The organism is Parabacteroides sp. PH5-46, assembly GCF_029892785.1.
Taxonomy (GTDB): domain Bacteria; phylum Bacteroidota; class Bacteroidia; order Bacteroidales; family Tannerellaceae; genus DFXE01.
Map to the genome: position 1 here is coordinate 116,735 of NZ_JARXXA010000005.1, position 24,536 is coordinate 141,270.

The 24,536-nt window shown below is 44.1% G+C and carries 14 protein-coding genes; 6 read left to right on the plus strand and 8 right to left on the minus strand.

Features of this window, described 5'->3' with window-relative positions:
* The 6 genes from M2470_RS06895 to M2470_RS06920 form a co-directional block, all read right to left on the minus strand.
* The gene (locus M2470_RS06895) at positions 1 to 969 is read right to left on the minus strand and encodes a glycoside hydrolase family 43 protein (protein ID WP_280744308.1); all 969 of its coding nucleotides are present in this window, start codon (positions 967 to 969) and stop codon (positions 1 to 3) included.
* Between the two features lie 16 nt (positions 970 to 985).
* Positions 986 to 2,119, minus strand: a complete 1,134-nt coding sequence (locus tag M2470_RS06900) for an endo-1,4-beta-xylanase (RefSeq protein WP_280744309.1) — start codon at positions 2,117 to 2,119, stop codon at positions 986 to 988.
* Positions 2,120 to 2,131: 12 nt separating this feature from the next.
* Positions 2,132 to 3,616 (minus strand): MFS transporter, encoded by a 1,485-nt coding sequence (locus M2470_RS06905; protein WP_280744310.1) that lies wholly within the window; start codon positions 3,614 to 3,616, stop codon positions 2,132 to 2,134.
* Positions 3,617 to 3,645: 29 nt separating this feature from the next.
* On the minus strand, positions 3,646 to 5,562 hold the full coding sequence (locus tag M2470_RS06910; RefSeq protein ID WP_280744311.1) for a sialate O-acetylesterase: 1,917 nt from the start codon (positions 5,560 to 5,562) through the stop codon (positions 3,646 to 3,648).
* 135 nt (positions 5,563 to 5,697) lie between these two features.
* The gene (locus M2470_RS06915) at positions 5,698 to 7,602 is read right to left on the minus strand and encodes a RagB/SusD family nutrient uptake outer membrane protein (protein WP_280744312.1); all 1,905 of its coding nucleotides are present in this window, start codon (positions 7,600 to 7,602) and stop codon (positions 5,698 to 5,700) included.
* 20 nt (positions 7,603 to 7,622) lie between these two features.
* Positions 7,623 to 10,898: a TonB-dependent receptor gene (locus M2470_RS06920; RefSeq protein ID WP_280744313.1), complete on the minus strand. Its 3,276-nt coding sequence runs from the start codon at positions 10,896 to 10,898 to the stop codon at positions 7,623 to 7,625.
* A 556-nt stretch (positions 10,899 to 11,454) separates the two neighbouring features.
* On the opposite strand from M2470_RS06920, the gene M2470_RS06925 reads away from it, so the two are divergent.
* Entirely contained in the window at positions 11,455 to 12,675 is a 1,221-nt protein-coding gene (locus M2470_RS06925) for a hypothetical protein (RefSeq protein ID WP_280744314.1), read from the plus strand.
* A 5-nt stretch (positions 12,676 to 12,680) separates the two neighbouring features.
* Here the strand turns inward: M2470_RS06925 and M2470_RS06930 are convergent, their stop codons facing one another.
* Together M2470_RS06930 and M2470_RS06935 are read right to left on the minus strand one after the other, a co-directional pair.
* Entirely contained in the window at positions 12,681 to 14,150 is a 1,470-nt protein-coding gene (locus tag M2470_RS06930; protein WP_280744315.1) for a hypothetical protein, read from the minus strand.
* A gap of 14 nt (positions 14,151 to 14,164) precedes the next feature.
* Positions 14,165 to 15,898: a DUF6057 family protein gene (locus tag M2470_RS06935; RefSeq protein WP_280744316.1), complete on the minus strand. Its 1,734-nt coding sequence runs from the start codon at positions 15,896 to 15,898 to the stop codon at positions 14,165 to 14,167.
* 241 nt (positions 15,899 to 16,139) lie between these two features.
* Between M2470_RS06935 and M2470_RS06940 the strand changes: the two genes are divergently transcribed.
* Genes M2470_RS06940 through M2470_RS06960 form a run of 5 tightly spaced genes read left to right on the plus strand, consistent with a single transcriptional unit; the run spans position 16,140 to position 24,514 of the window.
* On the plus strand, positions 16,140 to 17,267 hold the full coding sequence (locus M2470_RS06940) for an esterase (RefSeq protein WP_280744317.1): 1,128 nt from the start codon (positions 16,140 to 16,142) through the stop codon (positions 17,265 to 17,267).
* 58 nt (positions 17,268 to 17,325) lie between these two features.
* Complete coding sequence (locus M2470_RS06945; RefSeq protein ID WP_280744318.1) at positions 17,326 to 19,845, plus strand: glycosyl hydrolase family 8; 2,520 nt, start codon at positions 17,326 to 17,328, stop codon at positions 19,843 to 19,845.
* A 6-nt stretch (positions 19,846 to 19,851) separates the two neighbouring features.
* Complete coding sequence (locus M2470_RS06950) at positions 19,852 to 21,798, plus strand: sialate O-acetylesterase (protein ID WP_280744319.1); 1,947 nt, start codon at positions 19,852 to 19,854, stop codon at positions 21,796 to 21,798.
* Between the two features lie 12 nt (positions 21,799 to 21,810).
* Positions 21,811 to 22,935 carry an alpha/beta hydrolase-fold protein gene (locus tag M2470_RS06955; protein ID WP_280744320.1) on the plus strand — a complete coding sequence of 375 codons (1,125 nt, stop codon included), beginning with the start codon at positions 21,811 to 21,813 and terminating at the stop codon, positions 22,933 to 22,935.
* A 22-nt stretch (positions 22,936 to 22,957) separates the two neighbouring features.
* The gene (locus M2470_RS06960) at positions 22,958 to 24,514 is read left to right on the plus strand and encodes a glycoside hydrolase 43 family protein (protein WP_280744321.1); all 1,557 of its coding nucleotides are present in this window, start codon (positions 22,958 to 22,960) and stop codon (positions 24,512 to 24,514) included.
* Positions 24,515 to 24,536: the final 22 nt, after the last annotated feature.

A 24,536-nucleotide genomic window follows, 5' to 3' on the forward strand; every position in this document is an offset into this window, starting at 1 on the left:
TCACTTTTGCTGTCCTTCTATTGTCTTTATTGTTCCATCCGGATTGTATTCCAACTCTATGACTTTCAGGCTACGAAGCCAGGTTCTTCCTCCGGAAGGTACACTGTCGTGATGGAAAAGATACCATTTGCCTTTGAATTCTGCAATCGCATGGTGAGTAGTCCATCCTACAACAGGGGTAAGAATCACTCCCTGATAGGTAAACGGGCCATAGGGATTATCGCCAATCGCGTAACACAGCAGGTGGGTATCTCCCGTTGAATAAGAGAAATAATACTTGCCGTTGTATTTATGTACCCAGGAAGCTTCGAAGAAGCGGCGTTCGGTATCACCGGCTGTCAGAGGCTTTCCGTTTTCATCCAGGATCACAACATCCCGGGGTTCTTCGGCAAACTCCAGCATATCATCCCGTAATTTGGCGATTTTCCCGCAAAGTGCAAGTTCATCTCCTTCAGGAAGAATGGCGCATTCAAGAGCCTTGTTGTTGCGGTAGCGCTGAAGCTGTCCTCCCCAAAGGCCGCCAAAATACATGTAATATTCGCCATTTTCTTCCAGGATAGCAGGGTCCATGCTGTAGCTTCCTTTTATCGGATCGGGTTGCGGAATGAAAGGTCCTTCGGGCTTATCGCTGATAGCTACCCCTATGCGGAAAATGTCATTTTTATCTTTCAATGGAAAATACATATAGTATTTCCCGTCTTTACAAGCTACGTCACAATCCCACAACTGACGACCTGCCCAGGGGATATCCTTTGTATCCAGTACCACGCCATGATCTACTACTTCTCCTTCTATATCTTCCATAGAGAATACATGGTAGTCTTTCATATTGAAGTGATCCCCATTATCGTTTTCTTCGATACCGCTTTCCCAGTCATGTGAGGGATAGATAAACAATTTACCGTTGAATACATGTACCGCCGGATCTGCCATATAATCGCCCGGCACTAAATATCTTGCCTTTTTCATGTTTGTATCTGTTTTATTATTTATTCATTTCTGTTGCTTCATCTATAATCATCTGAACCACCGCTTTAGACTGATGGTTACGGTCGAATAATAAGGGGTAATCGGTACGTCCTCTAACCGGGAAATTATTCTTCCAGGAGTCGCTGTCGGATATCCCCCACAAGGTAACACGTGATACAACATCAGAGTGTTTGAGGAATAGTTTGAAGAAATCATTCATCCGGTTGTCCCAGGCAGCCATGACCTCTTTGGGAACACCTTCGGTATAGGGGTTCAACTCTTTCTGATAGTCGAAATTAGTAGATAAATCGGCACCTACATCCTGACGGGGAGAAGGTAAGATAGACAGATCCAACTCTGTCACCATCACTTTTACCCCTTCGGCGGCATATTCCAGAATGGTTTCCTCGTATTCCTGAATGGATGGGCTATCCATGTTGAAATGCCCCTGCATCCCGATACCGTCGATACGGATGCCCCTTTCTTTCAGGGTTCTTATCAAGCGAACCACGGTCTTACGTTTCTCCGGATACCATTCGTTGTAGTCGTTGTAATACAGTTCGGCTTCAGGGTCTGCTTCCTGTGCATATTGGAACGCCAGGGGGATAAACTCTTCGCTCAGTATCTCATAAAACTTACTATTCCGGTAAGAGCCGTCTTCCATGATCGCCTCATTTACTACATCCCAGCCTTTAACGCGTCCTTTATAGCGGTTGATGAAAGTAGTGATATGCTCTTTCATCCGGCTTTTCAACACTTCCGCAGAAACGTTCTCGCCTTGTTCATCCACATAAAACCAAGCGGGTAACTGAGAGTGCCAGATCAGGGTATGTCCGGTAATAAACATATTGTATTTTTCTCCCAGTGCCACAAACTGATCCGGGTAGGTAAAGTCATACCGATCCTCTTCGGGATGTATTTCCATACTTTTCATGCAGTTTTCGGCTACAATGGCATTAAAGTGTTTTTCAAGGACAGCCACACCTTGACGGTCTTTCCCTGTAATCTGATCCAGATTCAGGGCTGTCCCAATATAAAACGCACCTTTTAATCCCTCTTTCAACGTTTTTTTCTCCTCTATAACTGGAGACGTACAGGCAAATTGCGCTACAGTCAGAGAAGCCAATAAGATTCTAATAACGATTTTCATATACTTCTACTTTTACTCATTTATTACATTGCGACGTTCGGTTAGTTCTGCTTGTATTTGTTCATTCTTTTTCTTGGATATCGGATAGAATAATAAGGTTATAGCCCCTATAAAGAAAGTAATGGCAGGTATAATACCGGAAGTAAGCCGGATTCCTTCTATAGCTGCCGACGACTGTACGGCATTTGCCACGAAACCAAAGGAGTCTATAATACCGCCACAGATAGCACCTCCGAGGCCTAATCCCGTTTTCAGAGCAAATACAATACCGGCAAACACAAAGCCTGTTGCCCGTCTATGATTCACCCATTCGGAATGATCTGCCACATCTCCCATCATAGCCCACAATAAAGGAACAGTCGGAGCATACGACAAACTTTTCAGTATATTAAGAATAAATATTCCGGTGATATTATCCGGTGAAACCACATAAAACAAACCTGTAAAGATAGCAGTCAGCGCCAGGCAGATGACAAAGACATTCCGTTTGCCGAATATACCCGACAGGAAGCCGGATAAAAGGATAACTCCCAACAGCTGGATGACAGAGCCAATCATATTAAACAAACTGAATCCGACAGCAAATACGTTTTCAGCATCATATACAATCAAACCGAAAGCATCCAGAATGCTTCCCCAGAAGCCCAGGTTGCCGGCATTTCCTGTCAGCCCCATATTCCCGAGGAATGCAAACAGGGCGTCTTTATCTACCACATAATTAAAGTAATAAGACATACTACTGCCCCACATGGCTAGTGTAGTGAAAAGAAATAAAGTAAGGATAAACATCGCCAACCATGGACGGCTGGAAAGAATGTCTTTAAAATCCTGCTTAACGGACGTTTTCTGATTGGGCGGTGGAGCAATACGTTCTTTTGTAGAAAAGAAGGTAATGACCATTAAAACGAGCCCTATAGCTGCAAACAAGGTAATTGTCCATAACCAGCCGGATGAAGAAGTGGTGCTGCCTCCAAACTTCGTAACCAAAGGCAATGTAAGCCCCTGTACAACGAAAGTAGCGATCGTAGCCGTAACAAAACGTATGGAAGAAATACTTGTTCTTTCTTTTATATCACTGGTCATTACCCCTCCTAAAGAGGAATAAGGGGTATTGTTGAATGAATAGATCGACATCAAAAGCGTATACGTAATCCCGGCATAAATGATCTTCCCCCTTTCAGACAAGTCGGGAGTAGTAAATGCCAACACGAAAAATACGGCAAACGGAAGAGCTGTCCATATCAGCCAGGGACGGTATTTTCCCCATTTGGTATTTGTCCGGTCGGAAAGTATACCTACCAGCGGATCAACAAATGCGTCAAAAAAACGGGCGAATAAGAGGATCATTCCTGCTGCTGTTGCTTTTATACCAAATACGTCGGTATAGAAGAAAAGCTGGAACATCATCATCATCTGGAAGATCAGGTTCGCCGAACCATCACCTAAGCTATAGCCTACCTTTTCTCCGAAGGATACTTTCTGTGAATTTGCTTTCATATTCATATTTTTTATTTGTTTTTCATGTATTATTCTGTCCGGAAAGGTGAGGCCGGAAGCCTCGTTCTATTCCGCAAGTTGGCCTCTTCCGGATTGTTCGCCCAGGCATATCTTACCTGAACAGGGTCAGCTATTCCGTCGTTCCAAACTATTATTTTTCCATTTTCTATCCGGGCTTTTGCTTCCTGGAATTCACCATCCCTTCCAGCAATAGCAAAGCCTTTTAACTCTTCCATTGGCATAAAGTCGTCAGTCCCTTTGCGGAACGTCAGAATTATTTTATTTCCTGCAATTTCTTTCGACTCATATAGAGGTCCGTCGACTATAATCGTATTCTCACCATACACCAAACGCCGTGCCTGCAATGACAGCCTGTATCCTACATCTTTCTTATTCAGCGGATGAATATCATTCCATTCGCCGACATCTATCGTTACGGCCAAGCCGGTATTCGGTGTATTCATACAAAGCTCCCGTTGTACATTCCGAAGTTCGGCCCATTCGCTCTCTCCCGGATAATTCCGCTGGAAGTTGGGTAATTGCACCAGCAAAAAGGGTAAATCCGGCTGCTTCCACAGCTCACGCCAATTATTGATCAGGGCAGAGAGAAGTGCGTTATATTCTTTATAACGGCTGGTGTTTGATTCGCCCTGATACCAAACGACTCCTTTTATCACATAATTTTGCAGAGGCGCAATCATCGCATTATATAATCCAACCGGTTTATACTGAAAAGATATACCTTCCGACATAGACGGCATGCGGTTAGCAAGCCGGTATTTCCACTCTCCTTCCAGGCTTATTTCTTCTTCCTCAAAGACTATTTTATACGGTTTTTCTTCTACAAAATGAGGAGTATCGCTATGGCTGATTAAGCGGATTGTGATTGTATTTTTTCCTTCTTTCAACAAGGTTTCGGGTATCGGGTATTTCCGGGGCGGATATTGATAGGAAGTAGCTCCTATAAAAACACCGTTTACAAATACAGAGTCGGCATCAACGATACAGCCCAGTCTCAGAGTTGCTTTCTTTCCTGCCAGGCGGACAGGTATATCCACGGCTTTACGAAACCAAAAAGAGCCGTTGATGGGTGATTGTTTTTCATCTCTTCCCCAGGAGTCAAACAGATCAGTCGTATCCCAGTTGCTGTCATTATAAGCCGGATCAATCCATTTTTCCAGCAATCCGCTGTCTCCTTCATTCAATACCTGATACCACAGCTTTCTGTTTGTATCCTGAAGTTGTTGGGCTTGCCGGATGTACTCGTCTGATTCGGCTATTTTCTTATCATTGAGGTAATAAGGAAATTCCCGAAGGTTTTCCTCATTCACCCAGGCTTCGGCGGGTGAACCTCCTACACTGGCGTTTATTAATCCTATGGGAACTTGGATCGTTTCATACAGGAAACGAGCAAAGAAATAAGGTACGGCTGCATAAGTCATTATTCCTTCAGGAGTTACAGGCATCCATGCTGCCGGACGTATATCGTCTTGCGGGCCATGAAAGTTATAACTCAGCGGAATCTTGATATGGCGGATATGTGTGTTAGTGTATGAACGTATTTCTTTTTCATATAGGTCCATCACCCGGGAGACGGGTGTTTCCATATTCGATTGTCCCGAACAGAGCCAGACATCGCCGAACAGGACATCTTTCAATACGATATCATTAATTGTGATTGTATAAGGGCCACCGGCTTTCGTAGGTGGAAGTTGTATCTGCCACTTTCCATCCATGCCGGTCTGTGTATGATACTTCTTTTTAAGGAATTGGATTTTTATTTCTTCTCCGGGATCGGCAAAACCCCAGATCAGAACAGGTTGTTCGCGTTGCAGAACCATTCCGTCGGAAACCAATACCGGTAGCTTCACCTTTGCTCCGGCATTAATTGCAAAGCAAAGGATACATCCCAATATAAGTATTACATATACGATTCTTTTTCTCATGGTTTCCTGTATTTTGAGAATGCAACACAACAACGATTCGTAAAAGAAGGCCATACCAGAAGGGTACCTTTTGATATGGCCTTGCCAAATAACTATTATATCAACAAAAAAATATACTATTTACAAATACGCACATTATCTATATGCCTCATTCTGATCGCAAAGCGGGTTCTTAATCAACTCGTCTGACGGAATTGGCATATCCATTCTGCGTTCATCAAATTCAAAGGTACGTACGGTTTGCCAGTCACTTTCCGGATCACCTGTTTGACTGTGTTTCGGATAGTTTACAGCCACGTGTTCTGCCATGAATCCAGACTTCAACATATCAGGACATAAGCACCATTCAGCACTGAACTCTTTACGACGTTCCATGTTTATAGCCACTTTCCATGCGGGAGAAGAGAAGCCCTTTGTTGATTTCAATTGACCGTAATAAGTTTGAGCATCAGGCACTTTTGCAGCTTCTGTGGCAAACGGAATAGGATAATAGTCACTAATAGAAACATAATAACCGAAACCACCATCTTGATAGAAAGAAGCCATATTGTCGCTGTAGTATTTTGAATACATACTAGTCAGAGATGTGGCATTACCTACTTCAAGGTTACCAAAAGCACGTTCACGTAGTTTATTGATTTGAGCCCAACCTTCAGCATCACCCTCTCCGTAAAGAATGAAACGGCATTCTGCATAGTCTAACATTACATTTGGCAGACGTTTTCTATAGATTTGAGCAGGAGCATGTTGGTCATTATTCCAGTGGCAACGACCCAAACGCCAGTATTTTGTAGTGTACACTGCCGGAGCATATTCACCACCGGTATCAAACTTATAGTTGTCATAAGCCACATATTCCTGAACAAACGGATTGAATCCATTAGGAGAAGCCAATGTTTTTTCAACATATCCTGCATTTTCAGGAGCATCCAACCATGCTTGTGGCACAGGGATTGTGCTCTTCCATTCGGGTTTTGCCAATTTATTTTCCGGAACGCTGGCAGTAACCAAAGAGCCGTCACGACGTTTGTCACCCGGTTCGAAAGAATCGTAAAGTTCCCATGATAAAGCGATAGTACCCCAACCTCCGTTGGCAGGAGCTGCAGAATAGTAGATAGTCCAACCATTAGCACCACTCAAAGCGTTGCCATCCCAGCTACCCCATTTGTCACCTTCATTCAATACTTGTTCGTAGATGGTTTCTTTGCTCCAAACGCCTGTAGCATCCCACAAAGTAGTAAATGATTTGTTCAATTCATATTCACCTGAATCCAGTACTTGCTTCAAAGCTGTTTCTGCTTTCTTGTAGCATTCGTTGGCCTGGTCGGGGCAACGATAGGCTTTCCACATATAAGCGTCACCCAGATAAGCCAACGCCATACCTTTGGTGCAACGTCCATACTGTCCGTTATAAGGCTTCCAGCTCAGCAAAGCAGCTGCTGCTTCCAGGTCTTCAATAATGAAATCCCACATTTCTTCATACGATTCTGCTCTTGCTTTGTAAGGAGTATTCACATATGTTTCACCGGTAGCCAACATTGGTACACGACCAAAGGTTGTTGCCAACCAGAAGTAGTGGAACGCACGAATTACACGGGCTTCACCTTCTGCCGTAGCAGCCACTTCGCTTGAGAAGTTCGCGGTATTCCCTGATAAATTCTGCAAAAAGTCATTACAGCGGGTAATACCATTATAAGCATGGTTCCAACCACTTTTCAACTCGTCTTTGTCAGCTGTCCAGCTCTGTGTCATAAAGTCCTTATCCCAACCGGTAGCTTGTGTATCCATCGTAGGATGGCAACCTGTGAAAATATAAGGTTTGAATGGGTCTTCATTTAACTTGTTATCCTCAGACGGAAGCATAGAGTCGTAGCATCCGTTCAAGCTTCTGAGTGCATGTTCGTCATTATCGTATCCTGAATTCAAATCCAAAATAGAATAATGGTCTACTGTCAGGAATTTGTCATTGTCACAAGAGGTAGTTCCTGCCAAGAGAACCGTACCTGCCAACAAACTGTATAATATATTTTTGACTTTCATATTATTTTTCATTTAAATTGTTAGAATTGTACATTCAGACCGAATGAATAAGTACGGGGAGAAGGATAACGACCTGTATCCAGACCTGTTACGAGTACACTACCCTGACCAACCTCGGGATCACCATATTTGTTATACGGAGAAATGGTTGCTAAATTAGCTACAGATAAGTAAAGACGTACATTCTCAATCAACAGTTTGCTTGCGATCGATTTCGGCAATGTATATCCTACCTGAATATTGCTAATTTTCAAGAAATTACCATTCTTTACCCACATATCAGAAGCACGCATATTGTAGTTGGCATCCAGTAAAGAAAGACGGGATAATGAACCATTGGTATTTTCCGGTGACCAAGCGTTTTTGGCAGCCTCTCTCAAGATGTTAGGAGTAGGGTCGTCAGCTGTAAACATGTTAGACAAGCGCATAGCTGAATAAGAGAATATATCCTGTCCCAATACACCGTAAGTGTAAAGAGAGAAATCCCAGTTCTTATAAGTCGCACCTAAATTCAAACCGAAGTTCAGATCAGGGAAACCATCTCCCAATACTTCCATATCGTTTTCGTCGATGAAACCATTACCGTCCAAATCTTTGAACTTGTAGTCACCGGCTTGTGTCTTATCATTCTGATAGTAACCACTATTACTTCCATTGGTAGCAGCATTAGCAGCGTCTACTTCGGCTTGATTTTTGAACACACCTTCCACACGGTAGCCATAGAAAGAACCTACAGCAGCTCCTTCTTTGGATACAGAGTGATTACCCCAGTGGTAACCGGCAGCTGCACCCACAGCTCCTGTGTTAGAACCATCGTCTGTTCCTTTACCGCTAGCATCGGAGTTGGTATAATAAACAGGTTCACCCATCTTCTTGATTTTGTTCTTCAAGGTAGAACCGGTCAAAGTAGCATTAATGCTCCAGTCTTTGTTCAAACGTTTGTTATAGCTGATGCTCATTTCAAACCCTTTGTTTTCAATCTCACCATAGTTTGTATAAACTTGTTGGTAACCGGTAGAAGGACGTACCTGGCGATAAAGCAATAAGTCTTTAGACTTACGGATAAAGTAGTCAGCCGTAATATTCAGTTCGCCTTGCAGCAAGCCGAAGTCAAGACCGATATTGGTCTGTTCGTTGGTTTCCCATTTCAGGTTGCTATCTACCAGTCCTTGGTATGTACCACCGGTAGCAGAAGGAGTAGAGCCCAAGCCCATATTTCCATTTTGGCTATAGAAGTTGTACTTTATACCTGCTAGAGTTAATGCAGCTACAGACAAGTCTGTGGCACCACCTGAGTTACCGGTCTGTCCCCAACCAACACGCAGTTTCAGGTTAGAAAAGATGTCCTGATCTTGCATGAAAGCTTCTTCAGAAATACGCCATGCAGCAGCGGCTGAAGGGAAAGTACCCCAACGGTTGCCAGCACCGAAATTAGAAGAACCGTCACGACGTATAGTACCGGTAAGGATATAACGATCCATGAGGCTATAAGATGCACGGGCAAAATAAGAGATAGCGCGTGATTCAAGATTCAAGGCGCCATTTGCACTTAATGTACTGATATCGGAAGTCAAAGAAACCTCTCTGATATTGTCACCAGGGAAGCTCTTAGCACCGGCATTTACCCACTGACCATAGTAGCGAGAAACTTCATTACCTGCCATAAGAGTAACATTGTGCATGTCATTCTTCCAGTTATATGTAAAATAGTTGGAGATAGAGAGTGTCTGACCTTCGTTGTTGCTCAGGTTGAACGTATTGGTGTAATCCAGCTTGTTCAAAGTAACTTCCACCATCTCACCGTTTATACTATTGAAACGTCGGTTGTTGTCACTTCCTACAAAGTTCTGGTGTGAACCTGAACTGTAATTATACGAAGCCAATGTTTTGAAACTCAGCCCTTCGAAGAAGGTTATATCTAAATAGGCACTAGCCAAAACACGGTTGTTACGATTACGTGAACGGTTGTTCATCTGGCTTGCATAGATATTATTGTATGCATCCAGAACCGCTTCGTTGGCATTTTTACCTAAAGCGGCACTACCGTATGTACCGTCAGGGTTCTCTACGTTGGGAGAAACATGTACTCCTTCAGCAGTAACATAGTCCAAAGTAGGAGAAAAAGTCTCCAAGTCACGGAAAGAAGACATGTTACCAAAGTTACCTACCGTGTTGTTTGAACCGTGAGAGTCTGTGTGAACATAGCTCAGGTCACCACCAAACTCCAAATACTTGTTAACTTTAGTCTTCACATTAGCACGAGCTGTAATACGTTGATACTGTGAGTTAACAATCAAACCTTTATTATCCAAATAACCGGCAGAGAAGTTAAACTGGCTCTTGTCGTTACCTCCGGAAGTAGAAAGGTTATAGTTTTGACGCAAGGCTGGGTTGGTCATTTGATCCATCCAGTCGATAGTTTTACGTTTGCCATCGTATTTTGCATCCCAAATCTGGTTGTAAAGACCGGAAGCATCGTTGATGTGCGCCTGGCGAATGTTGGCTGCATATTGGTCTAGGCTACCTACATCCATACGGCTTGAAATCGTTTGAATACCGAAATCGGCAGTCAGGTTCACTGTAGAACGGCCTTTGATCCCGTGCTTAGTGGTAATCATGATTACCCCGTTAGCACCTGCAGAACCGTAGATAGCAGTAGCAGAAGCATCCTTCAGGATCTCCATGCTTTCGATATCCGATGGGTTCAGGTGGTTAACATTGGTACCTACCTGCACACCGTCTACTACGTAAAGAGGATCGGCAGTACCGTTGATGGTGGCAACACCACGAATACGGATAGCTGCCTTGGCTTCCGGAGAACCGTCTTGTGAGGTTACCATCACCCCTGCAGCAGCACCTTGCAAACCTTGTGCAATGTTTATAGGAGTCTTACGCATCATGGCTTCACGATCGACAGATGCTACAGAACCAGAGATATCACTCTTTTTCATCGCACCATAACCTACTACCACAACTTCATCCAACGCCTGTGTGTCATCATTCAATATAACGTTGATTGTTGATTTACCAGCTACAGGTATAGTTTGAGTAATATAGCCGATAAAAGAAAACGATAACGTAGCATTAGAAGGGACATTAATCTGATAATTACCGTCAATGTCCGTAATAATACCGTTTGTCGTTCCTACTTGCAGAACGTTTACACCCGGTATACCATCACCGAAGGAATCCTTGACGGTTCCTTTTACTGTCACATTTTGGGCACATACCCAAACAGGTATCATCAACAATAGTGACAATAGCCCGATACTTTTCTTTAGATTAGTGATTTTCATATAAAAATATTAATAGGTAATATAAAAATGAATTCTACTTTCAAAGACGTAAATACTATGTCTTACATCTTTATAGGGGAAAAGGATACAATTTTTTATGTTTTCATTGCTGTATTTGATTTTTGGGGTTAAATAATTTATTCAGTTATTTATCTACTTTTAATGAATACAAAACTACTGTTTAAATGTTAATTGTTGCAAAAATATGATACATTTTGTTTTGCAAACGTTACATCATTGCTTACAAATGTTACAAAAACTATCACGCACGTTACATAATAACCGCAACACCATGTGTTATACGCTGTTAGATAATACCAAATGATGTTATAGAATGTTACAACAGCCCCCTGAATAAAAGACATCTGATAAGCAGGACGTTGAAAAGTTTCACTTATTTTTACCTAGTGAAACTAAAAGTTTCACCTAGGTGAGACTTTTTTCTCACCCGCATGAGAATTTTTTCTCATCGGCATGAGAATCTTTTCTCAACCGGATGAAATTTTCTCATTTTGGGTGAATTCTTAATCTTTGTTCCAGATAATTACAATGAGATATGAAACAAACAACAAGGCTATGGATGGGAATATATATTTTGCTTCTTTGTCTGACTGCATGCGGACAGAAGCAAATCCCTTTGGTTTACAATCATGAGAATACAGCCAATAGCTATTCGCGGCTGGACATGCTTCCGATGGATGAATTGCCCGAAATATATACACTGCCCGATCCTTTTGCATGGGCAGATGGTAGTGGCAAGTCTACAAGCTTTAAGGATTGGGAACGGCATCGTTCTGAGATTATTCAACAGTTGCAGCATTATGAGTTAGGAATAAAGCCTGTAGTATCGAAAGACAGTATAGAAGCTGTTCTGACAGATGATACATTACGGGTTACAGTGCATGAAAAGGGAGAAAGCCTGGTGTTGGTTGCACCGATCAAATATCCTGAAGGCGATGGGCCATTTCCTGCTGTTATCGGAATAGGGTTTCCTACAGGCTCTCTTCCTACTGAGTTGTTTGATACAAGGGGGATCGCACAAATTGCATTTGATTTTAGCCAGGTTATGTCGCATACGCAGACGCGTGGCAGCGAACCGATCAATCGTTTATATCCCGAACATACAGCCATAGGTGCCTATAGTGCCTGGCCATGGGGAGTAAGCCGTTTGATTGATGGATTGGAGATTATCGGCAAGAAATCGAATATTGATCTTTCCCACCTGGCAATAACCGGATGTTCGTTTGCCGGAAAAATGGCTTTATATGCAGGCGCTTTTGATGAGCGTATTGCACTGACCATTGCTCAGGAACCGGGCGGTGGCGGAGTGGATGCCTGGAGGGTTTCTGAAACGCTGGGGCATGTGGAGACTTTAGGCAATACCAGCCGTGCCTGGTTTCTGGAGAGTATGTTTCAGTTTGCCGGAGAGAACGTGAGTCGCCTGCCTGTCGATCATCATGAGCTGGCGGCATTGGTTGCTCCCCGTGCGTTGCTAGTGTTGGGAAATACAGACTATGAATGGTTGGCAGAGGAGTCTAATTACGTTTCCTGTCAGGCTGCCAGAATGGTGTGGAAAGTATTTGGCATAGAGGATCGTATGGGGTTTTCTATTCAGGGCGGGCATCAGCATTGCGCACTTCCTGAGAGCCAATATCCGGAAGTAGAGGCTTTTATAGACAAGTTCTTATTAGGTAAGCAAGAGGTCAACACCTCTGTTACGAAAGCAGAAATATTCAGGGATGTGGATTACCTGAAGTGGATGCCTTGGGCTGAATAACAGCTTTATTGAGGGGAGTAAGTGATGTCTGTTCCCCTCTCCTCTTTTGCTATCCGGCTAATCTCGTAGGCACTTGCGTTTACTTTTCCTGAGATAAACTCAGGGATGTTGTACGATTTCATCAGAAAATCATAATAATCTGTCTTCTTTTGCAGCAACAGGAAAGGCTTGTGTGCTTTTCCTGCTTCATCTACATAGGCTATGAAGGGGCGGGTATATAATCCGTCTATCCGGCGGCTGCTGAACACTACCCAACGGCTGTTACTGCTCCATGAATGGTAACTATCTACATCATCACTATTTAATACGGATAAGGGCTGCGTCTCGCTTGTTTGCAGGTTGGTTAGGTATAAGTCCGCATCTTTATGCCAGATAGAGAAATTGCCATAGGCGGAAAGGGTGAACATGAGGAATTTGCCGTCAGGTGATACGCGGGGGAAAGATACGCTTTTCCCCTCCTGGCAGGCATTGTACAAGGTATCTACCCGGTTACCGAACGAACGGGTGCTTGCGTCATAATTGATGGCGCAGAGGCTATATCGTACCTGGTCGTATTGGGCGGGTATATCCACACTGTCTGCCGAACAGAAATAGAGTGTTTTCCCGTCGGGAGAGAAGGTGGGGAATGTTTCAAAGGCTGTTGCCGAGGATAAAAGGGGGGAACTGACAATCTGTTCCCGCTTTACGTCATAGACCACTACATCCGACTTATAGTCCATGACCTCCACTCTGTTTCTGTCTGTAGTATGAAACATCTGCTTGGTATCGTTTACCGAGAAGGCCACAAAGTCGCCGGAAGGATGCCATGAGGGGTAAACTAATGCAGAGATGGTTTGTGGTGTTTTGGTATTCAGTTTCTGTATCTGTCCCTCTTGTATCAGATAGGTTCCTCCGTAATCGGAACGAAGATGGAACAGCATTTTATCCGGGTTTTGCTGACAGAAGGAATGACAATTCATACAACCATATCCCGTCATTTTATTGGTGATAATAGCTGTTTCTTCGTAGTTCTCCAGACAGCGTTGGTAGATACCCATTTCGTTCCAGGTTTCATATCCCGGTTCTATTAAGCGGTAGGCAATATAAGGATCTATTTTCTCTTCGGCAATGTAGAGATGGAAGGGGACATATTCTTCCCATTTCCCTCCCCTCCTGGCTTGTAGACAGACACTGATAGGTGACGAAGTGCTTACAAGTTTCTTCCATTGAGACGGGGAAATGCTTATCTGTCCATTTCGGGCTTTAATGAGGATTTCCTCATTGCCGGCCTTGCATATCGCGCGCAGCTCGGAAACCTGGCAGCTATCCGGCATACTGAAGCTGGGCGGAGCGATATTTGGAGGGAGCGTAACTTCTGTATAGTCGGGCCATATAGGAGGTAGCTGCCCTATGTGACGCTCAATCTGTACATCTTTTGAGCATCCTACCCATAATAGACAGCTGATTAGAAGCGATATATATCTTAAGATTCTCATTTTAGTTTCTGCTTTTATTTTCTGTATTTCAGGAAATGCCATAGGTTGCGGGTGTTTTTGGATGGCTCTTGCTTAAAGGCCTCGAAGCGCTGTACGGCAGATGCTTGTATGTTGTATTGCTTTATGACTTCCTGGTCTCCATCGGCAAAGACAAGTACCCCTTCCTGAAAACAGACAGGCAATACAGCGGGTAATGCAGCTGTATCATAGAAGGTTTCGAGAGTTGCCTTAAAACGTGGAATGTCTTTAGACAGCAAATACAATGAACCCAGGTATTGGATAGTAGCCTTGTGTTCAGGATTTTGAAGAACGATCTGTTTCAAATCATCATCCAGTCCTTTGATGCCCGAGAAGCGGTTATCAGGGAAGAGGCATCTTCGTTTGGCTCCTAAGACAGGATCGGCCTCTACAGCCGGATCATTCCACAGGAAAGGCTTGTGAGATGCCGCCCAATCTTTGTAGAAAAGACTCTCTTCAAGTATGTTAAGATACTTCTGCGCTGTTCCATACTGACCGTAAATGAGGTTGGTTTGAACCAGGCGCTGAAGCATACGCGGAGAGAAGTTGTTCATGGCTTCATTGGCCTCAAAGGCGTACCGCTGGGAAAAAGCGATGTGCCCCATCGAAAAGTATATATCACTGAGTAATGCAGAGATATAGGGCGTCTTGTTTGCTACCACATAAATGGTTTGTATATCTATGCAAGGCTGTTCAAACAGTTGATCTGCCAGCCTTCCTTTTTCGGCCAGTGCAAGGTTCAGATTGTTCTGAAAGAGCAGGTTATTCATAGGTAGTTGCTTGCATTTCCCGATGATATTTTCCCATTGACTGAGCCTTGCGTAATAGCTTAGTTCCTTGAAGCTTTCATTGTTTGCGTCTATATACCAGGATGCACCGATGAACGTGAATGCAATTGCACCTATAAGCAAGATTGCACAACAGCTTCTTTCTATCCATTCCTTCTTGATACGAAGCAACTTATATATCCCACCGATTGTAAAAACAGACAGTATCAGCCCCCAGGGTAAGTAAATGATGGATCCTGCCTGTAGCCTTAATGTAAAATAGCCATCAGGCAACAGAAGGTGTTTCCATTCACCGGAAAGTCCCAGCAACAAGCAAACCCAGGCAGCCAAACACACCATGAGTGGAAGCGAAATAAACCAAAGTGCCTGCCGTTTAAGACTGAACAACTCTATAATCAACAAGAGGCAACTATACAAAAAGGCAATCGGCCCGGCTACAACAAATAACAAAAAAGCACTTATCAGAGAATAAGTAAGTCGGGCAATAAGCTTATGCCATAAAAAATACAAGCGAAGACAAACCAGCATCAGCCAAAAGGCAATGGTTCCGGCATATAGATAATTGGTATTGTAGTGCAGAAACATCAATGCAGCAATAGGGAAAAGAGCTAAAGGGAAGATGAATCGACTACCTGTCCAACAGTATAGAATATCGGTAATCAGCAAAGCGATCCATGTAAGGAGCAAGGCTGTTATCAATATGCCGGTTATGGGATAAATAAAGAACTGAGTCAGAAAGCTGGAAGCAAGCTGTACACACCCACCGGGTTGTGCCAGGACATTGCTGATGTAGTTGGCATCATAAATGAAAGTATTCCATTGTTCCAGATAGCAAAAGTTGTAATAGCCCATTGTGTAGAGCAAAAAAGCAAGTAAGGCGAATAAGATGCTTCCCCCAATGGCGTATAAGGCTTTGCTATTATGGAATATCGTCTTGCTCATGTTATATAGATTTACTTACAAAAGTAAATAGAATAAGCGATAACAGAAAATTACTGTCTCTGATTTATTGAGCACTTGCAGCTGGATGTAACATGGACGAAAGCTTTTGTAACACCGGATACACCCGGGTAATGATAACAACATTTTGTGTTACAAAATTGTACCAACCACAAGAAGTGAATCTTTTACATTTGTAATAGAGATGTCTATTGATTTTGTTAACTAATATAATATCAAAAAAATGATTGGAATTATTAAAAAATTATCTACTGTTGCTTACTTTGCTTTTCTATTTTGTGCAATAACACAGGCACAGGGCAATCCCTGGAATAACCCGGTAGTTTCTCCTGAAGTATCCTCTGATGGTAATGTAACCTTTTCTATTCAGGCACCACTGGCTAAAGCAGTGGAACTGGAAGGACAGTTTATGGCTGAAAAAAAAGCACTCATCAAAGATGAAAAGGGTATTTGGCGTATCACTGTTAAAATAGAAAAACCGGATATCTATCCTTATTCTTTCTTTGTAGATGGAGTGCAGGTTTCGGATCCGAGCAATATACTCCTTTTCCCTAACGAACGTTTCAAAGCCAGTTTGCTCGAAATGCCGGATGCTGCTGCACTTTACACAGTGAACGATGTGCCCCATGGACGAGTGACTTATTGCACCTATTCGTCTGATGTATTGGGTATGAATCGCCCATTATTAGTCTATACCCCTGCGGGATACGAAAAGGAAAACAAATCGTATCCGGTATTATACTTGGTGAGCGGTACTACTGACACAGAAGAAACATGGTTTAAAGTAGGCCGTGTGAACACAATTCTAGACAACCTGATAGCAAGCGGAAAAGCCGAACCAATGATTGTAGTGATGCCCTACGGCTATATGATGAACGGTACACCCATGCCGTCATCCCCTTCGGCTGCTGATATGTATGCTGTGTTTGCAAAAGAATTGACAGGCTGTATTATTCCTTTCGTGGAAGCTAACTACCGGGTGAAGGCGGAGGCCGAAAGCCGTGCGATTGCCGGATTTTCAAGAGGAGGAGGACAATCGCTGTTTACAGCTTTCTCACATCTGGACAAGTTTGCCTGGCTGGCTTCATATAGCGCCCACCTCACCCCTCAGGTAATGGATACTCATTTTAGTGAATACATGAACAATCCCTCGTTACTGAAACAGCGTCTGAACCTGTTATGGTTCGGGATAGGAAAAGATGATTTTCTTTATCAAGACGTAGTGCGTAACCTGAACTATTTTGACGAAAAGAAAATTCAGTATAAGAGTCTACTGACAGAAGGTGGACATACCTGGATGAACGCCCGAACGTATCTAGCTGAAACTTTGCAGCTTTTCTTTAAGAAATAGTGATTATCTATTAGCAATCTATTCTAGAATCTTTGTAAAATCTATAAATAAATATGGTATGAAGAAATTAGTTTTATTCTCTGTCTTTCTTTGTTTTATTACCGGTGTAATACACGCACAAAACCCTATTATCCGCGACCAGTTCACGGCTGACCCTACGGCCAGAGTCTTTGACGGTAAGATGTATGTCTACTCCTCTCACGACATACCAAGCCCTATCGAACGGCTGAAAGAGTGGTTCTGTATGGCTGATTATCATGTATTCTCTTCCGACAACCTGACAGACTGGAAAGACCACGGGGTCATTCTCAGCCAGGAACGTGTACCCTGGGTACAACCGGACTCCTACTCTATGTGGGCACCCGATTGTGTTTATAAAGATGGTACGTATTATTTTTATTTCCCTTCCGCTCCTCGTGGCGTAGAGAAGGGCTTTGCCATTGGAGTAGCTACCTCAGACAAGCCTGAAGGCCCCTTTATGCCGCAAATGCGTGCCATAGAAGGTGTGCAAGGTATTGATCCCTGTGTATTAATCGATAGGGACGGACAAGCCTATATCTACTGGTCGGGACGTGGCATGTTTATGGCAAAGCTAAAAGATAATATGCTGGAACTGGCTTCCGAGCCTGTGTCTGTAACTGGACTGCCAGAAGGATTCAAGGAAGGTCCTTTTGTCTTCGAACGGAAAGGAAAGTACTATTACACCTTCCCTTGGGTGGAAGATAAGACCGAAACCTTGGCTTATGCTATGGGAGATAGTCCAATGGGGCCTTTTGAGTTTAAAGGACTCATCATGGATCAGTGGCCTTCGGAATGTTGGACGAACCATCATTCGATTGTAGAGTACCAGGGGCAATGGTATCTTTTCTACCACCACAACGATTATTCGCCTCAATTCGACAAGAATCGCTCTGTACGCATCGACTCTCTCTTTTTCAATGCCGACGGTACGATCCGCAAGGTAACCCCTACCCTACGTGGAGTGGGCATTACGGATGCACGTACACGCATTCAGATAGACCGCTATAGCAGCATCGACGCTTCGGGAGCTTCCATTGCTTTCCTAGACGAGAATGATACGTTCCAAGGCTGGAAAACCATCTTCGGTAAAAAGAATGCCTGGGTACAATACAATCAGGTAGACTTTGGCAAGGAAAAAGTAGAGGAAATAACAGTACGCGCCCGTTCTACATCCGGCGGAACGCTGCAAGTTCGTACAGGCGGAAAGAACGGCACACTGATAGCAACCGTCAACATACCCGCCAGCAAAGACTGGACGGAGAAACGTGTGCAGGTTACATCGGCTCCGGTAGGTGTACAAGACTTGTATATTTCGCTTCAGAAAGGCTCGAAGGTAGAGGTAGACTGGATCGGTTTTGATGCCCTTCCGTGGGAAGCAGGCGCTTTCCAAACCGATAAATACCGTAACATGTTCGCTGAGATGGGCTATAAGCAAGCTGACATTGATGCCAAATTGAAAGAAATATTCGACGGCTTATTCTACGGGCCTGACAAGGTTTACTTTGAAGTAGGAGACTCTATGGCATATATCAGTGATATTAAGAATAATGATGTACGCACCGAGGGTGTCTCTTACGGAATGATGATTGCTGTGCAGTTCGACCGGAAAGACATCTTCGACCGCTTGTGGCGTTGGGGGAAAAAGTACATGCAACATCAGGACGGCCCGTTAAAAGGCTACTTTGCCTGGAGCTGTAAGACGGATGGCACACGCAACTCTCAGGGAGCCGCTTCGGATGGAGAACTATACTACGTTACTTCTCTGATCTTCGCTTCCAACCGCTGGGGCAATGATACAGATATCAATTACCTGGCTGAGGCTCAACATATCTTAAATTGCTCTATGCAGAAGTCAGGAATGGATCGTTCGGCTCCTTTCATTAATCTGGAGCACAAACTGATAACATTTACACCTGACCCTTGGGGAGGACGCTTTACCGACCCTTCTTATCATTTACCTGCCTTCTACGAGGTATGGGCAAGATGGGCAGATGATGGCAGAACCGGCTTCTGGAGAGAATGTGCCAAAGAGAGTAGAGAGTATTTACATCGCAGTATCCATCCGGTAACAGGACTTAATCCGGATTACAACAACTACGATGGAACGTTACTTGGCAGTAACCGGATTATCGGTGACGCTTTCCGCTATGATTCCTGGCGTGTGCCTATGAACATGGCTTTGGATTATTCCTGGGCCTGCGAAGATGCCAAATGGCAGCAGAATTACGGAAATACAATACAGAACTTCCTGTACAACCAGGGCATAGATACCTTCGTAGATCAGTACAATGTAGACGGCACACAGGTGAAGGAAATTCTGGATGCCGGAGGCTATAGAAAACTTCGCCACTCCCTGGGACTGGTGTCTACTGCTGCGGCAGCATCTCTTATCTCTACGCATTGCAAGAACCGCGAGTTTATCGACCGGCTCTGGAATGCAAAGCATGTTCCTTACGAAGACGGGTATTTTGATGCGTATTACGACGGACTGCTTTACTTGTTTGCTTTTATGCACCTAAGCGGAAATTATCAGATTATTTTCCCTCAAAAAAATTAAACTACCATGAAACGATTTTTATCTTTAGGATTCGTATTATTGAGTTTGCTGCTGTTGAACATAACAGCTTTTGCACAGGATCCTAATTTCCATATTTATTTATGTTTAGGGCAATCCAATATGGAAGGAAATGCCCCTTATGAAGCACAAGATACGATAGTGAATCCACGCTTCCAAGTGCTATCTGCTGTTGATAACAAAGCGCTGGGCAGGGTAAAGGGTGAATGGTATCCGGCTCGTGCTCCGCTGTGCCGCCCCAACACGGGGCTAACGCCTGCGGACTATTTTGGGCGGACCATGATAGAGAACCTGCCGGAAAACGTACGGGTGGGAGTAGTACACGTAGCTATAGGAGGTTGCAAAATAGAACTGTTTCAGAAAGACAAACGCGAAGAATACGTTAAAACCGCTCCCCAGTGGATGCTCGGCATGCTGAAAGAGTATGACAACGACCCTTATGCACGTTTGGTAGAGATGGCGCGGATAGCACAGAAAGAGGGCGTGATAAAAGGTATCCTACTTCATCAGGGCGAATCAAACACCGGTGAAGAAGATTGGCCACTAAAGGTGAAAAACGTATACGAAAGCCTGTTGGCCGACCTGAACCTGAAAGCCGAAGACGTAACCTTGCTGGCCGGAGAGGTAGTGAATGCAGATCACGGTGGCACCTGTGCAAGTATGAACCCGATCATCGCCACACTGCCAAAGGTGATAGAAAATTCTGCTGTCGTGTCGTCTGCCGGACTGAGCTGTGCGAACGATCATCTGCACTTCGATGCTGCGGGCTATCGCGTATTAGGCCGTCGCTATGCCGAACAGATGCTCAACCGGATGGGTATAAAACTTCCTACAACGGAAGATGTATTGAAGCATACGGTTGAGGCATCGTCCAACATGCATGGCAGCAATTTCCCCCGATTGGATAAAGAAAACCGGGCGTACTTCCGGATCTATTCGCCGGATGTAAAGCGTCTTCAGGTGGATGTATGCGGCAAGAAATATGACATGAGCAAAGACGAAAACGGCTGGTGGACAGCAAAGACTGACCCGCTGGTGGTAGGCTTCCACTACTACTTTTTGTTAGTAGACGGATTTTCAGTTATTGATCCTATGAGCTGTACATTCTTTGGATGCAGTCGCATGGCCAGTGGCATTGAAGTGCCCGAAGGTAAGGAAGGAGATTATTATCGTACGCAGAACGTGCCTCACGGACAAGTACGTACTTGCACTTACTACTCCGAGAGTCAGCAGCGCTTCCGTCGTTGCCTGGTTTACACACCCGCAGAGTATGAAACAAACACGAAAAAGCGTTATCCGGTACTCTATCTGCAACACGGCATGGGTGAAGATGAAACAGGTTGGAGCACACAGGGCTTTATGTATAACATTCTTGATAATCAGATAGCCGCAGGCAAGTGCGAGCCGATGATTGTCGTAATGGAAAGCGGAGATATAGAAGTAGGCTTCCGCCCTCGTCCCGGAAAAGATGTGAATGCAGAGCGCGAATTGTATGGCGCTTCTTTCGCTACGCTGATGGTAAACGATCTCATCCCCATGATAGACAAAACATTCCGCACGTATACCGACCGGGAACATCGTGCCATGGCGGGATTGTCATGGGGTGGCAAACAGACATTCGACATTACACTTACCAATCTGGATAAGTTTTCATATATTGGAGGTTTCAGCGGAGCTATCTTTGGGCTGGATGTGAAAGATGCTTTCAATGGGGTATTTACAGATGCAGCCGCCTTCAACAAGAAAGTGCATTACCTGTTCCTGGGTAGCGGCACAGAAGAAAACATGGGTACTGAGCAACTGATTAAAAACCTTCGGGATATGGGCATCCGTGTTGCTTCGTACGAATCACAAGGAACAGCACATGAGTGGCTCACCTGGCGGAGATGCCTGAATGAGTTTATACCTAATCTTTTCAAAAAACAAAACAAATAAATAAAGATACTTATGAAAACATTTATTATTCACTTAATTCTCATGGGTATGGTATCGATTGCATATGCGCAATCGATGAAACCGGCTGACACAGATTTGCCCGGTAATCGTTCTGCACTGAACGTGAGAAGAGCTGAATATCCGCGCATACTGCCTGACAACCGTGCAGAATTCAAGGTGAAAGCACCGGAAGCTGCAAAGGTACAGATTGATTTAGGGCGCAAATATGATATGATAAAAAACAAGGAAGGCGAATGGAGTTGCACCACCGATCCGTTAGGTCCCGGCTTTCATTATTATTTCCTGATAGTGGATGGTGTTTCGATAGCTGATCCTGCAAGCGAGTCGTTTTTCGGCTGTGGCATGATGGCGAGTGGAATAGAAATCCCTTACCCGGAAGGTACTAAGCAGTTTTACTTGTCGGATGTTCCTCACGGGGATATCCGGATGAAACGTTATTATTCGACAACAGCTAAGGATTGGCGGAGAATGTTCGTGTATACGCCTCCTTGTTATGAAAAGAGCAATACCACTTACCCCGTGCTTTATCTTTTACATGGAGGTGGAGAAGATGAAAGAGGTTGGTCACAGCAGGGATTAACAGACATTATCATGGATAATCTGATAGCGAAAGGAGAAGCTCTTCCTATGGTTATTGTCATGACAGATGGCAACTCAGCAGACTTTACATCTGAGCTTCTGAACGATTGCATTCCTTTTGTAGAGAAAAACTTCCGGGTAAAAACCGAACGGGAACACCGGGCATTAGCTGGCCTTTCTATGGGAGGAATCCAGACACTAAATGCCGGAATTACGCATCCTGAACTATTCTCTTATTTGGGTGTATTTAGCTCCGGCTGGTGGGCAACGCCTCCTCAAGGGTTCCGGAATACTGATGATACGGAAAAGTATTATTCGCTCTTAAAAGAGAAAAAAGAGTTGTACAATCATAATTTCAAAAAGTTCTGGATCTCCATGGGCGGGCAAGAAGACATTGCTTATAACAATTGCCAGATCATGATGAAACGTTTTGACGAAATAGGAATAGCATATACGTATTATGAAACTCCGGGAGGACATACATGGCCTGTATGGAGAGAAAGTTTATATCGTTTTGCTCCTTTATTATTCAAGTAAAGGGCTAAAATAAATATTGAAAATGAAAAGAATATTAGTATCGCTTTGTTTACTTTCCGGTATATTATCGTTTGTACAGGCTCAGGAGAAAGCTTCTAATCCGCTGATTTACGCAGATGTGCCGGATATGTCAATGATCCGTGTGGGTGATACGTACTATATGAGTAGTACCACGATGCACATGGCGCCGGGTGTGCCGATTATGAAATCAAAGGACCTGGCAAACTGGGAACTGGTGAGTTATGTATATGATACCTTGTGCGATGATGTTCCTTCCATGAACCTGGACAACGGACAAAGTACGTACGGACGGGGCTCGTGGGCCAGCTGCATTCGCTTTCATAAGGGAACATACTACGTATCTACCTTTGCACAAACGACCAACAAGACATATTTCTTTACTACTAAGGATATTGAGAAGGGGCCGTGGAAGCGCATAGAGTTCTCGCCTTCCTATCATGATCATACGTTTTTCTTCGATGACGATGGGCGTATCTATATGATTTACGGCAACGGGAAGTTGTTTATAGTAGAGTTGAAAGATGATTTGTCGGGAGTGAAACAAGGCACGGAACGGGTGTTGCTGGAAAACGCCAGTGCCCCGGCAGGTGATAAGATAATGCTGGGAGCTGAAGGCTCGCAACTGTTCAAGATTAACGGGCAGTATTATATGTTTAACATTACTTGGCCTACCAACGGCATGCGTACGGTATTGGTATACCGTGCCGACAAGATTACAGGCCCTTATGAAGGAAGAGTTGCTTTTCAGGATCGCGGCATTGCCCAAGGCGGACTGGTGGATACACCGGACGGACGTTGGTTTGCTTACTTGTTTCAGGATTGCGGTTCCGTGGGACGCATTCCCTATCTGGTGCCTGTGCAGTGGCAGGAGGGTTGGCCTGTATTGGGGATAAACGGTGTGGCTCCTGATAAATTGGACCTTCCGGCAAGCAAAGGGCTTATTCCGGGAATTGTTAATTCGGATGATTTTACACGTAAGTCGGGAGAAGCGGCTTTGCCTCTTGTATGGCAGTGGAACCATAATCCGGATAATTCCCTCTGGTCTGTGTCTGCCCGTAAAGGGTATTTGCGTCTTACTACCGGGCGTGTGGAGTCTTCTTTCATGCAAGCTAAAAACACCTTGACGCAACGCACCATAGGCCCGGTTTGTTCGGGTTCTGTTTGTATGGACGTCTCCAAAATGAAGGAAGGAGACTTTGCTGGTCTTTCGCTCCTCCAAAGCAAGTTTGGACAGGTGGGTGTGAAGATCATAGATGGAAAGAAGTACATCGTGATGGTGAACGGGGAATCGAAAGAACCAGTAGAAGTAGAGAAAGTACCTTTGAACAAGAATAAGATTTATTTCAAGGCAGCATGCGACTTCAGAGACCGGATAGATATCGGCTATTTCTATTACAGCCTGAATGGTAAGGAATGGAAGCCGATTGGCAATTCTCTGAAGATGCAGTACACCCTTGTGCATTTCATGGGCTATCGCTTTGCGTTGTTCAACTACGCTACGAAAGAAACAGGCGGGTATGCCGATTTTGACTATTTCAGAATAGAAGATAAAATGTAGTCTGTGTTTAGGGTTTAAGGGA